This window comes from Acidovorax sp. LjRoot118 (assembly GCF_964253575.1).
Taxonomy (GTDB): Bacteria; Pseudomonadota; Gammaproteobacteria; order Burkholderiales; family Burkholderiaceae_C; genus Acidovorax.
On record NZ_CAXURB020000001.1, the window covers coordinates 704,438 to 721,147 of the forward strand.

The 16,710-nt window shown below is 68.7% G+C and carries 10 protein-coding genes; 9 read left to right on the forward strand and 1 reads right to left on the reverse strand.

The genetic code is table 11. From position 1 onward, the window contains the following. The first annotated feature begins 217 nt into the window (after positions 1-217). From ACSQ9E_RS03365 to ACSQ9E_RS03395, 7 genes are all read left to right on the forward strand, one after another. Complete coding sequence (locus tag ACSQ9E_RS03365) at positions 218-6,187, forward strand: MG2 domain-containing protein (protein ID WP_436220179.1); 5,970 nt, start codon at positions 218-220, stop codon at positions 6,185-6,187. A gap of 37 nt (positions 6,188-6,224) precedes the next feature. Further along, positions 6,225-6,593 (forward strand): hypothetical protein, encoded by a 369-nt coding sequence (locus tag ACSQ9E_RS03370; RefSeq protein ID WP_057268415.1) that lies wholly within the window; start codon positions 6,225-6,227, stop codon positions 6,591-6,593. Next, on the forward strand, positions 6,586-8,883 hold the full coding sequence (gene pbpC / locus ACSQ9E_RS03375) for a penicillin-binding protein 1C (RefSeq protein WP_436216917.1): 2,298 nt from the start codon (positions 6,586-6,588) through the stop codon (positions 8,881-8,883). Before ACSQ9E_RS03370 ends, pbpC begins: the two co-directional genes overlap by 8 nt. Positions 8,884-8,996: 113 nt before the next feature. After that, on the forward strand, positions 8,997-11,276 hold the full coding sequence (locus tag ACSQ9E_RS03380; RefSeq protein ID WP_436216918.1) for a diguanylate cyclase domain-containing protein: 2,280 nt from the start codon (positions 8,997-8,999) through the stop codon (positions 11,274-11,276). An 88-nt stretch (positions 11,277-11,364) separates the two neighbouring features. After that, on the forward strand, positions 11,365-12,225 hold the full coding sequence (locus ACSQ9E_RS03385; protein WP_057202060.1) for a DMT family transporter: 861 nt from the start codon (positions 11,365-11,367) through the stop codon (positions 12,223-12,225). Positions 12,226-12,322: 97 nt separating this feature from the next. Continuing rightward, positions 12,323-13,486, forward strand: coding sequence for an alpha-hydroxy acid oxidase (locus ACSQ9E_RS03390; protein WP_436216919.1), 1,164 nt, complete (start codon positions 12,323-12,325; stop codon positions 13,484-13,486). A 94-nt stretch (positions 13,487-13,580) separates the two neighbouring features. Continuing rightward, positions 13,581-14,510 carry an EamA/RhaT family transporter gene (locus tag ACSQ9E_RS03395; protein ID WP_436216920.1) on the forward strand — a complete coding sequence of 310 codons (930 nt, stop codon included), beginning with the start codon at positions 13,581-13,583 and terminating at the stop codon, positions 14,508-14,510. A gap of 12 nt (positions 14,511-14,522) precedes the next feature. On the opposite strand, the gene ACSQ9E_RS03400 is transcribed toward ACSQ9E_RS03395, so the two are convergent. Next, positions 14,523-14,900 (reverse strand): c-type cytochrome, encoded by a 378-nt coding sequence (locus ACSQ9E_RS03400; protein WP_436179407.1) that lies wholly within the window; start codon positions 14,898-14,900, stop codon positions 14,523-14,525. Between the two features lie 335 nt (positions 14,901-15,235). Here ACSQ9E_RS03400 and ACSQ9E_RS03405 point away from each other — a divergent pair, with 335 nt between their 5' ends. Both ACSQ9E_RS03405 and ACSQ9E_RS03410 read left to right on the forward strand, forming a co-directional pair. Beyond that, complete coding sequence (locus ACSQ9E_RS03405) at positions 15,236-15,811, forward strand: RNA polymerase sigma factor (protein WP_057202064.1); 576 nt, start codon at positions 15,236-15,238, stop codon at positions 15,809-15,811. Positions 15,812-15,820: 9 nt separating this feature from the next. After that, positions 15,821-16,630, forward strand: a complete 810-nt coding sequence (locus ACSQ9E_RS03410; RefSeq protein ID WP_436179406.1) for an anti-sigma factor — start codon at positions 15,821-15,823, stop codon at positions 16,628-16,630. The last annotated feature ends 80 nt before the right edge of the window (positions 16,631-16,710 follow it).

Here is a 16,710-nt window from a genome sequence, read left to right on the forward strand (position 1 = left end):
GTGTCGTGGGACGGATCAACAAGCATCTTTCGCCAGGGAAGGTCACGACGGGGTAGGACCATGGGCCGTCCTCCTGTCGGCCGCGTAAAAATGGCCTCTGCGTGAAGTGGTGCACGCTCTGGATACGTAAGTGCTTGCAACGCAGGCCTGCATGCCATGCGGTTTTGTTACGCTTGCCAGTTCCTTTGGAGGGGATCGCGTGAAAGCCAAGAACTGGATGTTTGCCGCCGGCCTGCTGCTGGCCACCGTGGCCGCAATGGGGTCGGCCCATGCCCTGCAGATCACGAGCCTGTCCCCCCAGGGTGAAGTCGCCCGTGTGCGCCAGATGGTGGCCAAGTTCGACGCGGCCGCCGTCAATTTCGGCGACCCCAAGGCCCCGGCCCCGCTGACCCTCAGCTGCAGCGACGCTGCCGCCACCAAGGGCAACGGCCGCTGGACAGGCGAGAAGGAGTGGGTTTTCGACTTCGAGAACGACCTGCCCCCCGGCGTGCGCTGCACCGCTGCGGTCAAGGCGGGCTTCAAGTCGGCCTCAGGCGCGGCGCTGACCGGGCCCACCAGCTTCCAGTTCAACACCGGTGGGCCGTTCGTGCAGAACATGCGCCCCGGTACCTACCAGGAGATCGACGAAGAGCAGGCCTTCGTGTTGCAGCTCAATGGCCCGGCCACCCTCGAAAGCATCAGGGCCAACACCTGGTGCTCGCTCGAAGGCGTGGGCGAGAAGGTGCCCGTGCGCCTCATCGAAGGCAGCCAGCGCGACGAGATCCTCAAGTCCCTGGGCCTGGACAAGCGTGCCGCGCAGCAGCCGCTGCAGTACGTGAGCCTGGCCTGCAACCGGCGCCTGAGCTCCGGTTCGCGCGTGCAGTTCGTCTTTGGCAAGGGCGTGGCCACGCCGAGCGGCGTGGCCAACGCGGTGGAAAAGCGCTTCGACTACAAGGTGCGCGAGCCCTTCTCGGCCGAATTCAACTGCGAGCGCGAGAACGCGCAGGCCGCCTGCCTGCCGATCCGCCCGTTGTCCCTGACGTTCAACGCCCCGTTGCCACGCAAGCTGGCGGCCGCGATCCGTCTGAAATCGGCCAAGGAGACCATCAAGCCCCAGCTGGAAGGCGGCGCCGACGAGGACAAGAACCCCGATGCCCTGGTCAACAGCGTGCAGTTCGCCGCCCCGCTGGCCGAGAACACCGGCTTCACCATCGAGTTGCCCAAGGACCTCAAGGACGCCTCGGGCCGCACGCTGCGCAATGCCGACAGCTTCCCGCTCAAGGTGGCCACGGGCGGCATGCCGCCACTGGCCAAGTTTGCGGCCGCACCCTTCGGCATCGTCGAGCGCTTCGCCGAAGGCCCCGAGGGCCCGGCACTGCTGCCCGTGACCCTGCGCAACGTGGAGGCCGCCCTCAAGGTGCAGGGCCTGCAGGCGGGCACCGGCACACCGGCTGCTCCTGCCGGCAAGGTCAGCACCCTGCGCCCCACGAGCGATTCGGACATCATTGCCTGGTTCCGCAAGGTCAAGCGCTACGACAACTACAACATCGACCGCAAGGAAGCGCGCCGCGACACCAAGGGCCCGCTGCCCAAGGTGATCGACAACGAGCGCGACTACGTGCAGTCGCGCATGGTCTCGCTGCTGAGCGGCCAGGGCGGTGTGAAGACGCTGGACCTGCCCAAGCCCGCGAGCAACGACCCGCGCCCCTTCGAGGTGGTGGGCATTCCGCTCACGCCCGGCTTCCACGTGGTGGAGATCGCCTCGCAAAAGCTCGGCACTTCGCTGCTGGACGAGCGCCATGGCGACGCCCGCACCATGTACGTGCGCACCTCGGCACTGGTGACCAACCTGGGCGTGCACTTCAAGCTCGGCCGCGAGAACGCGCTGGCCTGGGTGACCAGCCTGGACAAGGGCCAGCCCGTGGCCGGCGCCACAGTGCGCGTGTCCGACTGCACCGGCAAGGAACTGGCCACCGGCACCACCAACGCCCAGGGCGTGGCCAGCATCGAAGGCCTGTCGCCCGAACCCGAGCAGTGCGGCGAGGACGGTGAGCGCTCCTACTTCGTCAGCGCGCGCAGCAAGGGCACCGACAACGTGGAGGACATGGCCTTCACCTGGACCGACTGGCAGCGCGGCATCGAGCCCTGGCGCTTCAACGTGCCCACCAGCAGCGAAGCCAACCCCAACGAGCGCGCCCACACCATCTTCGACCGCACGCTGTTGCGCGCCGGCGAGACGGTGTCGATGAAGCACCTGCTGCGCAGTGAAACGCGCAAGGGCTTCGCGGTGTCCGACACCCGGCCCGAGACGCTGGTGATCACCCACATCGGCAGTGGCCAGCAGTACACGCAACCCCTGGTCTGGCGCACCACGGCCACGGGCGGCCTGAGCGCGCAGAACACCTTTGCCGTGCCACCGGCCGCCAAGCTCGGCGTGTACTCGGTGGAGTTGCGCTCCGACGCCGGCAATGAACGCAGCCTTTCCACCGGCCAGTTCCGGGTGGAGGAATTCCGCCTGCCGGTGCTCGAAGGCCGCATTGCCCCCGCCGACAAGAAGGCCCTGGTGCGCGTGCGCTCCGTGCCCACCGACGTGCAGATCAACTACGTGGCCGGCGGCGGCGCGGCCAACCTGCCGGTGCGCGTATCGGCCATGGTGCGCGGCAAGTCCCTGCAGTACAACGACTACGACGCCTTCAGCTTCAACCCGCCGCGCAAGCGCGGCCAGTCGAGCAACGGCAACAGCGACGATGAAGAGGCTGCAGCCAGCCAGGACAGCCGCGTGATCGCCGACAAGCTGCCCGTGACGCTGGACCGTAATGGCGCCGGCAAGGTCACCATCGACAGCGTGCCCCAGGGGCGCCAGCCCCAGGACCTGGTGATGGAGGCCACCTACGCCGACCCCAATGGCGAAGTGCAGACCCTGCGCAGCACGCAGACCGTGTGGCCTGCGGGCGTGGTGGCCGGCATCAAGACCGAAGGCTGGGTCTCTGCCCAGCAGAAGATCCGCTTCCAGGCGCTGGCACTGCAGCACAACGGGTCGGCCGCGGCCGACGTGCCCCTGCAGGTCAAGGCCACGGCGCGCATCACCACCACCACGCGCAAGCGCATGGTGGGCGGCTTCTATAGCTACGACAACCAGACCGAGACCAAGGACCTGGGCACGGTGTGCAGCGGCAAGAGCGACAGCCGCGGCCTGCTGCTGTGCGAGTCCAAGCTCGACGAGGCCGGCGAGGTGGAGCTGGTGGCGATTGCCAGCGACCGCGATGGCAACACCAGCGAAGCCGCTTCCTCGGTCTGGGTCACGCGCCAGGGAGAGCTGTGGTTCGGCGGTGAGGACCACGACCGCATCGACCTGCTGCCCGAGAAGAAGAGCTACCAGCCGGGCGACACCGCCAAGTTCCAGGTGCGCATGCCGTTCCGCTTTGCCACGGCCCTGGTGGCCGTGGAGCGCGAGGGCATCATCGACACCCGCGTGGTGCAGCTCAACGGGCAGGACCCGACCATCGAGCTCAAGATCGAGGAGGGCTGGGGCCCGAATGTCTACGTGAGCGTGCTGGCGCTGCGCGGGCGCCTGCGCGAGGTGCCCTGGTACAGCTTCTTCACCTGGGGCTTCAAGTCGCCGCGCGAGTGGTGGAACTCGTTCTGGTACGAGGGCAAGGAATACCAGGCCCCCACGGCCATGGTGGACCTGTCCAAGCCCGCCTTCCGCCTGGGCCTGGCCGAGATCCGTGTGGGCACCAAGGCCCACCAGATCGACGTGAAGGTCGTGGCCGACAAGGAGAGCTACCCGGTGCGCGGCAAGGCGCAGGTCACCATCACCGCCACCTTGCCCAATGGCAAGCCCGCCGCCAACGCCGAGGTGGCCCTGGCCGCCGTGGACCAGGCGCTGCTGGAGCTGATGCCCAACACCAGTTGGAACCTGCTCGAATCCATGCTGCAGCGGCGCAGCTGGGGCGTGCAGACCTCCACGGCGCAGATGGAGATCATCGGCCGGCGCCACTACGGCAAGAAGGCCGTGCCCGCCGGCGGCGGCGGCGGCCGTGCGCAGACGCGCGAGCTGCTGGAGACCCTGCTGCTGTGGGAGCCCGCGCTCAAGCTCGACGCCAATGGCCAGGCCAAGGTGACGGTGCCCCTGAACGACGCGCTCACCACCTTCAAGATCGTGGCCGTGGCCGATGCCTCGGTGGGCCTGTTCGGCACCGGCAGCACCAGCATCCGCGCCACGCAGGACCTGCAGATCATCAGCGGCCTGCCGCCGCTGGTGCGTGAGGACGACCAGTTCCGCGCCCAGCTCACGCTGCGCAACACCACCAAGGCGGCCATGAAGGTCGAGGTGTCGCCGCGCGCCACGCTGCTGGACCTGAAGCCCCAGACCATCGACATCCCCGCGGGCGAGTCGCGCGAGGTGGCCTGGAACGTGACCGCCCCGGCGCAGCTGGCGCAGACCCGCTCCGAAGCCATCCTCTGGGAGATCGATGCCAAGGATACGGTGAGTGGCGCGCGCGATGCGCTCAAGGCGCGCCAGCGCATCATCCCGGCCATTCCGCTCACGGTGCAGCAGGCCACGCTGGTGCAGGTGGACGGCAGCTTCAACCTGGACGTGAACCCGCCGGCCGACGCACTGCCCGGCCGTGGCGGCCTGAAGATGTCGCTGCAGCCCAAGCTGGCCGAAGGCCTGCCCGGCGTGCGCGACTGGTGGGCCAACTACCCCTTCATCTGCCTGGAGCAAAAGACCAGCAAGGCCGTGGGCATGCGCGACGGCAAGCTGTGGCAGACCGTGGTGGCCCAGTTGCCCACCTACCTGGACAGCGACGGCCTGGCCAACTACTTCCCGCCGCGCGACGGCGATGCCAACCGCGGCAGCGACACCCTGACGGCCTATCTGCTGGCGGCCACGCACGAGGCCAGCAGCATCGACCCGGCCTTCGCGCTGCCCGATGAAGCGCGTGCACCCATGGAGCGCGGCCTGATCGCCTTCGTCGAGGGCCGCATCCAGCGCGAGTTCTGGAGCCCGCGCAAGGACCTGGACATGCGCAAGCTGGCCGCCATCGAGGCCTTGTCGCGCTACGGCAAGGCCCAGGGCCGCATGGTCAGCAGCATCACCGTGGCGCCCAACCAGTGGCCCACGCACTCGGTGATCGACTGGGTCAACGTGCTGCGCCGCGTGGCCGACGTGCCCGAGCGCGACAAGCGCCTGGCCGAAGCCATGCAGGTCCTGCGCAGCCGCCTGTCCTTCCAGGGAACCAAGCTGATCTTCAGCACCGAGCAGGACGACTACTGGTGGTGGCTGATGCAGAACGGCGACGTGAATACTGCCCGCCTGATGCTGGCCGTGATGGACGATCCGACCTGGAAGGACGACATGGGCCGCCTGGCCAACGGCTTCATCAGCCGCCAGCAGGGCGGTGCCTGGCACACCACCACGGCCAACCTCTGGGGCGGCCTGGCCCTCGAGAAGTTCTCGGCCAAGTTCGAGGCCACGCCGGTCGCGGGCAACACCAAGGCCAGCCTGGGGGCCAACAGCGCCAGTGTGGACTGGAGCAAGGTCGAGCGCATCAAGACCAGCGACGCCAGCGGCGCCGCGCACCAGACCACCTGGTTCGGCGCGCCGGCGGCGCCCGGCAACCTGCGCAACAACAGCATGTTCCTGCCCTGGGCGGCAGCGGGTGGCAAGGAGAGCCTCTCCGTGGCCCACCAGGGCTCGGGCAAGCCCTGGCTCACGCTGCAATCGGTGGCGGCCATCCAGCTCAAGGCCCCATTTGCTGCCGGCTACGCCATCAAGAAGACCATCACCCCGGTGGAGCAGGCCAACAAGTCGCTGCCTGCCGGCCAGTACACGCGCGGCGACGTGCTGCGCGTGACCCTGGAGGTCAACGCCAGCGCCGACATGACCTGGGTCGCCATCACCGACCCGGTGCCCGGTGGCGCCACCATCCTGGGCAGCGGCCTGGGCCGCGATTCCGAGATCGCTACGCAGGGTGAAAAGCGCAGCGGCAGCGGCTGGCCGGCGTTCGAGGAGCGCAGCTTCGAGTCCTTCCGCAGCTACTACCAGTACCTGCCCAAGGGCACGGTCAAGATGGAGTACACGGTGCGCCTGAACAACGTGGGCGACTTCGCGCTGCCCCCGAGCCGCGTGGAGGCCATGTACGCGCCCGAAATGTTCGGCGAGTTCCCCAACGCCCGCGTGAAGGTGGAGGCCGCCAAGTGACACTTCGTACTGCAGCGCCACCACGCAGGCCCGGGCCATGAACGCCAGCGTCTTCGTGGAGCTGCGGTTCTGGGTGCTGGTGGTCTTCTCGCTGGTGCTGCCTGCGGGCATCTATGCGGCGCTGCTGCGTACCCGCGCCATCTCGCGCCTGGCGGTGCTGGGCTTTGGCATTGCACTGGTGCTGATTGCCGGGGTCGACGTCTACCTGCTGCAAAGCCTTGCGGCGTTGGCCCGGCATACCCCCTCGATGGCCGACGATGCGGTGTTTCTCTCCGAACTGTCGATTGCCCTGTATGTGCTCCCCGTGGTGTTCGGGGGGATCGGCGTGAACCTGATCTCGCACGTGCTGCTGCACCACCTGACCGAAGCGGAAAAGCGTTTTGAACGGGAGCATCCCGGTGCGTGAAGCATGCCTGTGGTGGCGCCGTCTGGCGCTGGCCTTGGCGGCCGCAGTGGCGCTGCCTGCCCACGCCATCTCCACCTTCGCCGAGGTGCGCCAGGACTTCAAACCCTCGGACACCCTGGTCCTCTCGCAGGAGGGTGAGGTCGTCCAGCGCCTGCGCACCGATGCCACCGTGCGCCGGGGCCAGTGGGTGCCGCTGGCCGATGTATCGCCCGCGTTGCGCGCGGCCCTGGTGCTCAGCGAGGACAAGCGCTTTTACGAGCACAGCGGGGTGGACTGGCGCGCGGCATCGGCGGCGGCCTGGGGCAACCTGTGGAACCAGCGCACACGCGGTGCCAGCACCATCACCATGCAGCTGGCCGGCCTGCTCGACGGCGACTGGCGCCAGGGGCCGGGCGGGCGCAGCGTGGTGCAAAAGCTCGGCCAGACGGTGGCCGCCCAGGTGCTGGACCGCCGCTGGCGCAAGGACCAGGTGCTGGAGGCCTACCTCAACCTGGTGCCGTTTCGCAGCGAGCTGGTGGGCATCGATGCGCTGAGCCGCACCCTGTTCGACAAGGCCGCCCACGGGCTCGATGACCGCGAGGCGGCCGTGGCCGCTGCGCTGGTGCGCGCCCCCAATGCCCGGCCTGCACTCGTGTCGCAGCGGGCCTGCGGCGTGCTGCGCGACCTGCAGCAGCGCCCCGGTCAGCCCGCGGTGCGCGTGGACTGCGATGCGCTGGACCTGTTCGTCACCGCGGCCCTGCAGCGCCGGGCCTTCGACGCCAGCGAGGGCATTGCGCCCCATTTCGCCCGCTACCTGCTGCGCCAGCAGCAGGCCGTGCCGGGCGCGGCCCCCGTGCCTGAACGGGTGGCCAGCACCCTGCGGGCGCCCCTGCAGCGTTTTGCCGTGCAGACGCTGGCCCAGCACCTGCGCGAGCTACAGGGCCGCAACGTCGAGGACGGTGCGGTGCTGGTGCTCGACAACGCCACGGGCGCCGTGCTCGCCTGGGTGGGCTCGTCGGGGCAACTGAGCCAGGCCGGCGAGGTCGATGGCGTGCAGGCCCTGCGCCAGCCGGGCTCCACGCTCAAGCCTTTCCTGTACGCCCAGGCCATTGCAGAGCGGCGGCTCACCGCGGCCTCGCTGGTGGACGACTCGCCCGCGCACATCGCCACCGCCAGCGGCCTGTACATCCCGCAGAACTACGACCGCCAGTTCAAGGGCTGGGTCTCGGCGCGCACGGCGCTGGCCGCCTCGCTCAACGTGCCGGCCGTGCGCACGCTGGTCATGGTCACGCCCGATGCCTTCCACCGCCAGCTCGGCGCCCTGGGCCTGCCGTTGCGCGAGAGCGGTGACTACTTCGGCTACAGCCTTGCCCTGGGCAGCCCCGAGGTGCCGCTGCTGCACCTGACCAACGCCTTTCGCACCCTGGCCAATGGCGGCAGCCGGGGCTCCGTGCGCGTGTGGCCCGCCCAGCCCGGCGCTGCGCCAGTGCGGGCCATCGATGCCGGCGCAGCCTTCATCGTGGGCGACATCCTGTCCGATGGCAATGCGCGCTCGCGCACCTTCGGCACCGACAGCGTGCTTGCCACGCGCTTCTGGTCGGCCGTGAAGACCGGCACCAGCAAGGACATGCGCGACAACTGGGCCGTGGGCTGGTCCGAGCGCTACACCGTGGGCGTGTGGGTCGGCAACGCCAGCGGCGCCGCCATGCACGACGTGAGTGGCACCAGCGGCGCGGCACCCATCTGGGCCGCAGTGATGGCCTTCCTGCATGCGCGCGAACCCAGCCGCGCGCCAGCCGCTCCCAAGGGCCTGGTGCGCCAGGCCGTGCAGTTCGGCGCCTTGCAGGCTGCGCAGGGGAGTGCGGCGGGGGCTGCGGCATCGCTGCCGCTGGAGGCCGCGCGCCAGGAATGGTTCGTCCCCGGTACCCAGCAGGCGCGCTTCGCCATCGACCTGGGGCCCACCGACGAACCAGTGGTCGCCAGACGCGGCGCCAAACCTTCCCGGGCCTTGCCTGCAGCAGCGGTGGAGGCCGCCGACGATCCCTCGGCGCGGATCCTGGCGCCGGTGCCGGGCACGATCATTGCGCTCGATCCCGACATCCCCCCCGACCGCCAGCGCCTGCAGTTCGTGGCCAGTGGTGGGCGCGACCTGCGCTGGCGCATCGACGGGCGCGAGCAGGGGCGTGGTGCACGCTGGGCCTGGCCGCCCTGGCCTGGGCGGCACCAGCTGGAATTGGTGGATGCACATGGCAAGGTGCATGACACGCTGCAGTTCGAAGTGCGGGGGGCGGGCGTGCTGTCTCGCAAATAAGTGCCTGGAAAGCCCCGCCTTTCTGGCCATGGGCGGGCTATCGCCAACGTTACACTGTGTTGCAACTAACCGGGAGGTGTGCGTAATGCCTCCCTTGCCATGCCAGTTTGTCCATGCATTTTTCCCGCCAGTTTTTCTCCCATAGGCTGATCTGGCTGGCGCTGCTGGTGTCCCTGGGCATCGGCCTGCTGTTTGCCCGAACGATCTGGACAATGCGGGAAGACAGTTGGGACTACGCCAGCCGCACCAACGCCAATCTGGCAAGCACACTGGAGCGCAGTATTGGCGGCACTCTCCGCTCGCTCGACGAGTCGCTCAAAGGTGTAGTGGCAGGGCTCGAGCGCCCCGAGGTCATGGCGCTGCCCGCCGATATCCGCAACGGTGTGCTGTTCGACAACTCCCTGCAGGTGCCGGGCTCGGGATCGGTATTGGTGGTCGATGACCGGGGCGACGTGGTACTGGACTCTTCCACCCTGAAGCCACGCCAGGCCAATTTTGCCGACCGGGACTATTTCCTTGTGTTTGCCAAAGGCAGCCACCAGGGGTTGCACGTGGGCCGCCCCGTGCCCTCGCGCCTCACCGGCTTGTACATTCTTCCGGTGACGAGGGCCTACCACCGCGCAGACGGTTCCTTCGCGGGGGTGGTGGTCGGAGCCATTCGCCTGAGCTACTTCGACGGGCTGTTCGGTTCGCTCGATCTGGGGGCCGGCAGCCGGGTGGACCTGTACCGAACCGATGGGCTGCTGATCTCGCGTTTTCCGCAGCACCAGGCTGATGTGAACACCTCCATTGCCGGCACGGCCGCCCTGGCACGGCTGCAGGCTGACGCGGTGGGTATTGACGCGGTCGATGCGGCTGGCACCGACGGCACGCGCCAGCTGCAGGCCTGGGAGCATGTGGGGGCGTACCCGCTGATCGTGAACGTGGCGCAGTCGAGCGACACCGTCCTGGCCAAATGGCACCGCAGCGCCTGGGTGCTCGGGGTGTTCTCGGTACTGCTGATGGCCGGCTGCGTAGGGCTGGCCATGCTCTTCGTGCGTGAACTTCTGCGGCGCCAGGCCGTGAGCGCCGAGCTGCGCCTGGCCGAACGCGACCGCCAGACCATCCTGGACAACCTGCCTTCGCTGGTGAGCTATTGGGATGCGGACCTGGCCAACCGCTTTGCCAACAGTGCATATGACACCTGGTTCGGCATACCCGCCGAACAGTTGCGCGGCAGGCACTGCCGCGAGCTGCTGGGCCCTTCTCTGTACGCCATGTGCGAGCCCTTCCTGCGCAGCGCGCTGCGCGGTGAGCGCCAGCTCTTCGAGTGCACGGTGGCCGACAAGACCGGCGTGCTGCGCCATGCCATCGTCTCCTACGTGCCCGACATGGATGGCGGCGCGGTGCGCGGCGTCTTCTCGCAGACCACTGACATCACCGACCGCAAGCGCATGGAGGAGCAACTGTTCGAGGAGAAGGAGCGCATCCGCCTGACGCTGCAGTCCATCGGTGACGCAGTGATCTGCACCGACGCGCAGGGCTCCATCACCTACCTGAACCCCGTGGCCGAGCGCCTCACCGGCTGGCAGGCCTTTGACGCCGCCGGCAGCCAGGTCGACGCCGTGGTCTGCCTGCACGATCCCGCCACCGGCATGCCCATGCCCAGTCCGCTGCGCCAGGCCATCCAGGGCGTAGCCCAGGAGGTGTCGGTGCGCGGCGTAGTGCACCACCGCACGTCGGGCCAGCGTTTCGACGTGCAGGAAACCGCCAGCCCCATCACCGACCGCCACGGCGCGGTGACCGGTGCGGTGGCCGTGCTGCGCGACGTGACCGAGGCGGTGGCCATGCAGGCGCGCATGGCCCACCTGGCGCAGTACGATGCGCTGACCGACCTGCCCAACCGCCTGCTGTTGCAGGACCGGGCCCAGTTGGCGATTGCGCACGCGCGGCGCGACGGCCGCAGCCTGGCCGTGATGTACATCGACCTCGATGGCTTCAAGGGCGTTAACGACCGCCTGGGGCATGACATGGGTGACCGGCTGCTGGTGCAGTTCGCCCAGCGCCTCAAAGGCGCCGTGCGTGAGTCGGACACGGTGTGCCGCCAGGGCGGCGATGAGTTCGTGGTGCTGCTGCCGGGCCTGGAGGATGTGGAGGGCGCCTGCAGCGTGGCGCGCAAGATCCTGGCGACGGCGGCCACCCCGTTCGACCTCGCAGGCGAGCCCCTGTCCATCGGCTTGAGTGGCGGCATCGCCGTGTTTCCCGCGCATGGCAACACCTTCGAAGAGCTCACGCAGCACGCCGACGCCGCCATGTACACCGCCAAGCGCAGCGGCCGCCTGCAGTTCATGCTGTACGCGGGCCCCGGGGCCGAGCCACGGGTGATCAAGCAACTACTGCCCGAACTGGGTTGACGCGCCCGCGCGTTGCCGGGGCCTGCGCAGCGCAGGGGGCGGCATGCGTCTATGCTTGGCGGCTCTGTCCGCTTTTTCATTGCCTCCCATGCATGCGCTCGCCCCGGTGTTGTTCGTCCTGATCTGGTCCACGGGCTTTCTTGCGGGGCGCGGCGTGGCCAGCCATGCAGACCCCTTCTGGTTCCTGGCATTGCGCTTTGCCTGTGTGGCTGTTGCCTTCATCGGTGCGGCACTCTGGGTGCGGGCCGCCTGGCCCAAGGGATGGCGGCGTATCGCCATGCACCTGCTGGCCGGCGCGCTCATGAGCGGGCTGTACCTGGGGCCCAGCTGGTGGGCCATGTCGCGGGGACTGGCGGCGGGCATCATGTCGCTCATCGGGGCGTTGCAGCCATTGTTCACTGCGTTGCTGGCCGTGGCGGTGCTCGGCAAGCGCCTGTCGCCCACCACCTGGGGCGGGCTGGCGCTGGGCTTTGGCGGCGTGGGCATGGTGCTGCTGCCGCGGCTGCAGGCGGCCGATGCCAGCGCGCTGTCGCTGCCCGTGGTGCTGGTCGCGGCGGGCAGCATCTTCTCGCTCACCTTGGGCTCCATGGTGCAGAAGTCGCCGCTGGCCGCGGGCGACGACCTGCGCAGTGCCAGTGCCGTGCAGAACATCGGTGCCGTGGCGGTGCTGCTGGCCATGGCGGGCGCGGTCGGCCAGCCGCACTGGGACAATTCGGCCGCGCTTTGGGGCTACTTGGCGTTCTCGGTGCTGGTGCTGTCCATTGGCGGGGCCACGCTGCTGATCTGGCTCATGCGCCGGGGCGAGGCCACGCGCACCACGGCCCTGCTGCTGGCCGTGCCGCCGCTGTCGGCGCTGCAGGCCTGGTTCATCTTTGGCGAGACGCTCTCGGCCATCCAACTCGCGGGCTTTGTGGTGGCCATCGCTGGCGTGGCACTCGCCCGGCGGTGAGCCGCCATGCAAAAATTTCAATGCACGCGCAAAAGCCTTCATGCTGCCCCGGCTGCGGCGGGGCTACGATGCGCTGCATCCATAACAAGGGGACCCCGTGCCTGACCTGTCCAAAATCACCTGCATCGAAGACCTGCGCGTGGTCGCCCAGCGCCGCGTGCCGCGCATGTTCTATGACTATGCCGATTCAGGCTCGTACACCGAAGGCACCTACCGCGCCAACACGGCCGACTTCCAGGGCATCAAGTTGCGCCAGCGCGTGGCCGTCAACATGGAAGGGCGCAGCACCCGCACCACCATGCTCGGCCAGGACGTGGCCATGCCCGTGGCGATTGCGCCCACCGGCCTCACGGGCATGCAGCATGCCGATGGCGAGATCCTGGGTGCGCGTGCGGCCAAGGCCTTCGGCATCCCGTTCACGCTGTCCACCATGAGCATCTGCTCGCTCGAAGACATTGCCGAGAACACCGGCCGCCACCCCTTCTGGTTCCAGGTCTACGTGATGCGCGACCGCGACTTCATCGAACGCCTGATCGACCGCGCCAAGGCCGCCAACTGCTCGGCGCTGCAGCTCACGCTCGACCTGCAGATCCTGGGCCAGCGCCACAAGGACATCAAGAACGGCCTGTCCACCCCGCCCAAGCCCACCCTGCGCAACCTCATCAACCTGGCCACCAAGCCGCAGTGGTGCATGGGCATGCTGGGCACCAAGCGCCGCAGCTTCGGCAATATCGTTGGCCACGCCAAGGGCGTGGGCGATTTGTCGTCGCTGTCGTCCTGGACGGCAGAACAGTTCGATCCCCAGCTCAACTGGGGCGACGTGGAATGGATCAAGAAGCGCTGGGGCGGCAAGCTGGTGCTCAAGGGCATCATGGATGCCGAGGACGCGCGCCTGGCCGTGGACAGCGGGGCCGATGCGCTCATCGTCAGCAACCACGGCGGGCGCCAGCTCGACGGTGCGCCTTCATCCATCGCCGCGCTGCCGGCCATCGCCCAGGCGGTGGGCAAGGACATCGAGGTCTGGATGGACGGCGGCATCCGCAGCGGGCAGGACGTGCTCAAGGCCCGCGCCCTGGGCGCGCAAGGCACGCTGATCGGCCGCAGCTTCCTCTACGGCCTGGGCGCCTTCGGCGAGGCGGGCGTGACCCGCGCGCTGCAGATCATCCAGAAGGAACTGGACGTCACCATGGCCTTCTGCGGCCATACCAACATCAACACGGTGGACCGCTCGATCCTGCTGCCGGGCACGTACCCGGTGTAGGCGCCCGGCAAGCTCGCGGGCCTTCTCCAGCCTGCATGGCCGCCGTGTCCTTTGGAGTGGGCTGGGCGCCTCGGCAGCGCGCTATAACCGACACATGACGCTTTCATGGATGGCCTGGGCCTGGATTCCCCTCACCCTTTGGGCCGCACTCGCGCAGACGGCACGCAACGCGGCCCAGCGCTCGGTCACTGCCGAGCTGGGCACGCTGGCCGCCACGCTGGTGCGCTTTCTCTACGGGCTGCCGCTGGCCACGGCCTGGGTGGCGGGGCTCACCTGGGTGGGCGCGGGCTACCCGGTTCCCCACTTTTCACTGCCCTATGCGGGTTGGCTGGTCATGGGCGCGCTAACGCAGGTGGGTGCTACGGCCTTCCTGCTGCTGGCGATGAAGGAGCGCAACTTCGTGCTTGCGGTGGCCTATTCCAAGACCGAGGTGCTGCAGGTCGCGCTGTTCTCGGCCGTGCTGCTGCAGGAACTGCCGGGCCCGCTGGCCTTTGGCGCCATGGCCGTCGCCACGCTGGGAGTGGTGCTGCTGTCGCTGCCTGCGGGCGGCTGGCGCACGCTGCGGTCCGGTGAGGGCGGCGGCAGCAAGCTGGTCGCCTATGGCCTGGCCTCGGGTGCGTGCTTTGCCCTTGCCAGCGTGGGGTTCCGCGGGGCGTCGCTGACGTTGGGCGATGGCGTGGCGCCCTGGGTGGCCGGCGCCTGGGGCGTGTTCTGGGCGCAGTTGCTGCAAAGCATTGTGCTGGGCGGCTGGCTGCTGGCGCGCCAGCCCGGCGTGGCCGGAGCGATTGAGCGTGCCTGGCGGCTGTCGGTGGTGGCGGGCTCCATGGGGGCGCTGGCGTCCATTGCCTGGTTCACGGCCTACGCCATGCGCCCGGCGTCGGACGTGCGCACGCTGGGCCTGGTCGAGGTGCTGTTCAGCTACCTGGTGTCGCGCCGCATGTTCCGCGAAAGCCTGTCGCGCACCGAAGGCATCGGCTTGGCCCTGGTGCTGGCGGGGCTGGTGGGCATCTGCGCCCAGTGGTAGCGGGGTTCCATGTCAGGGGGCAGGCACGGCCGTCAGCCGCCTCAGCGTGGCCAGGTAGGCCACCACATCTTCGCGCTCCTGCGCGTTGTCCAGGCTGTAGTCCATGGCCTGGCCCGGGATCAGGGCCTCGGGGTCGGTCAGCCAAGCCTTGAGTGTAGCCCGCGTCCACAGCAGCTTGCTGCTCTGCAGCGCGGGTGAATACTCGTAGTCCTTGAGGGCACCAGCACGGCGGCCCACCACGCCCCGGTGGGCCGGGCCCTCACGGTGCACGTCCACGCTGTGGCAGCCCGCGCAGTGTTCTTTGTACACGGCGCGCCCGCGTTCCACCGATTGGGCGGATGCGCTGGCGCTGGCCATCCACAGCACGCTTGCGGCCAAAGCCGCGATCACCCCTTTCGCCTCAGCCCGCATCGCAGCGTCCCTGCAAGATGCCAGGGTGTGGCGTGAAGGGGGCGTGGAAGTTCGGTGGGATGCTGTTGTTCATGAGGCCAAGCGGGTCGATGGGGAGAAGGGGCGGCGGCTGCAAGGCCTCGCCCTTTGCCTTGCCCGCTCTATACGCAACAGGCCTCCCATTGGATGCAGCCAGTGCGCGCTGTCTGCATGGTGGCGCTTTTCCGGGGGCACAAAGGCCCGCCAGTGCATCCAGACGCCGGTTTGTGGCGTATCCACAGCAGACCACCTGGAACTTCCTACGTGACTTCCGGCCTTTCCCACACAATCGGCGCATGAGCACCCTCACCCCAGACAGTGAACTGATGTACCTCCTTGACCGCATCGCCGCGCAGGACGACTCCGCGCTGAAAGCCTTGTACGAGAGCACCTCGTCCAAGCTGTTCGGCCTGGCGCTGCGCATCGTGCGCCACCGCGACGTGGCGGAAGATGTGCTGCAGGAAGCATTTTTGAGCATCTGGCGCGGTGCGGGCAACTACCGTGCCTCGCTGAGCCCGCCCATGGCCTGGATGGGGCTGATCGTGCGCAGCCGCGCCCTGGACGCGCTGCGCAAGCGCAGCTCCGAGCGCAGCGACCTCACCAATGAGTTCGACGACGAGATGGCGCAGACCCTGGAGGGCGATTCGCCCAACCCCATGGACGTGACCCAGGCCAGCGAGCAAGCCTTTGCACTGCACCAGTGCCTGGGCAAGCTCGAACACAAGCAGCGCGAGGTGGTGAGCCTGGCCTACCTGCGCGACCAGAGCCACAGCGAACTGGCCGAGCAGCTGCAACTGCCCCTGGGCACTGTGAAGAGCTGGATCCGACGTGGCCTGGAGCAGTTGCGCCAGTGCATGGCCCGTTACATCTGAGGGGGCACCATGAACATTACCCAACACCCCGAACTGCTCGACCGCCTGGCGGCGAGCTACGCGCTGGGCACCCTGCGCGGCGGCGCACGCCGCCGCTTCGAAACCCTGGCCCGCGAGCACGCGGCGGTGCGTGCTGCCGCCCTGGTGTGGCAGACCCATTGGTCGGGCCTGGCTGAATTGCAGGAGCTGGCCCAGCCCGATGCGGCCGTCTGGAAACGCATCGACAACCTGGTGCAGGCCGACCGGCAGGCCCAGGCCATGCAGGCCGCGCGCCTGGCGAGCCAGGAGCCGGCCTTGCCAGGAGCTGTCGGGCCCGGCGGCTGGCTGCGCAGCCTGCTGCTGTGGCGTGGCGCCGCGGCAGCGGGGGCCCTTGCCACGCTGGTGGCCGTGGTGGTCGGCGTGCAGGTCAATGGCGGGCTGCGTGCCAGCAGCGGTGCCCAGATTGCCGAGCTGCGCCAGCAACTGCAGGCCGCGCCGCAGATCCAGTACGTGGCCGTGCTGGCCGATGACAAGGCCGCCGCCTCCATGCTGGTGACCTTCGACCCCAAGAACAACCAGCTGGTGCTGCAACGCGTGGGCGGCTTCCAGGAGGGGGCGGACAAGTCGCTGCAGCTGTGGGCGTTGCCGCCAGCGGGCGGCCCGCGCTCGCTGGGCGTGCTGGGCCAGGAAAAGCTGCTCAACCTGACGGCCGGCGAAGCCGACGTGCGCCAGGTGCCGGCCCTGGCCATCAGCCTGGAGCCGCGCGGAGGCGTGCCCAGCGCGGGCGGCCCCACGGGGCCTGTGCTGTTCAAGGGCGAGCTGATCCAGCGCATGCTGTAGGCGGCGCAACGGCCCAGCAGACTGGGCGGCTGGCGCGGCGGCGTGGTTTTTCCGCAAAAATTGAGGGCGGATGCTTTTTG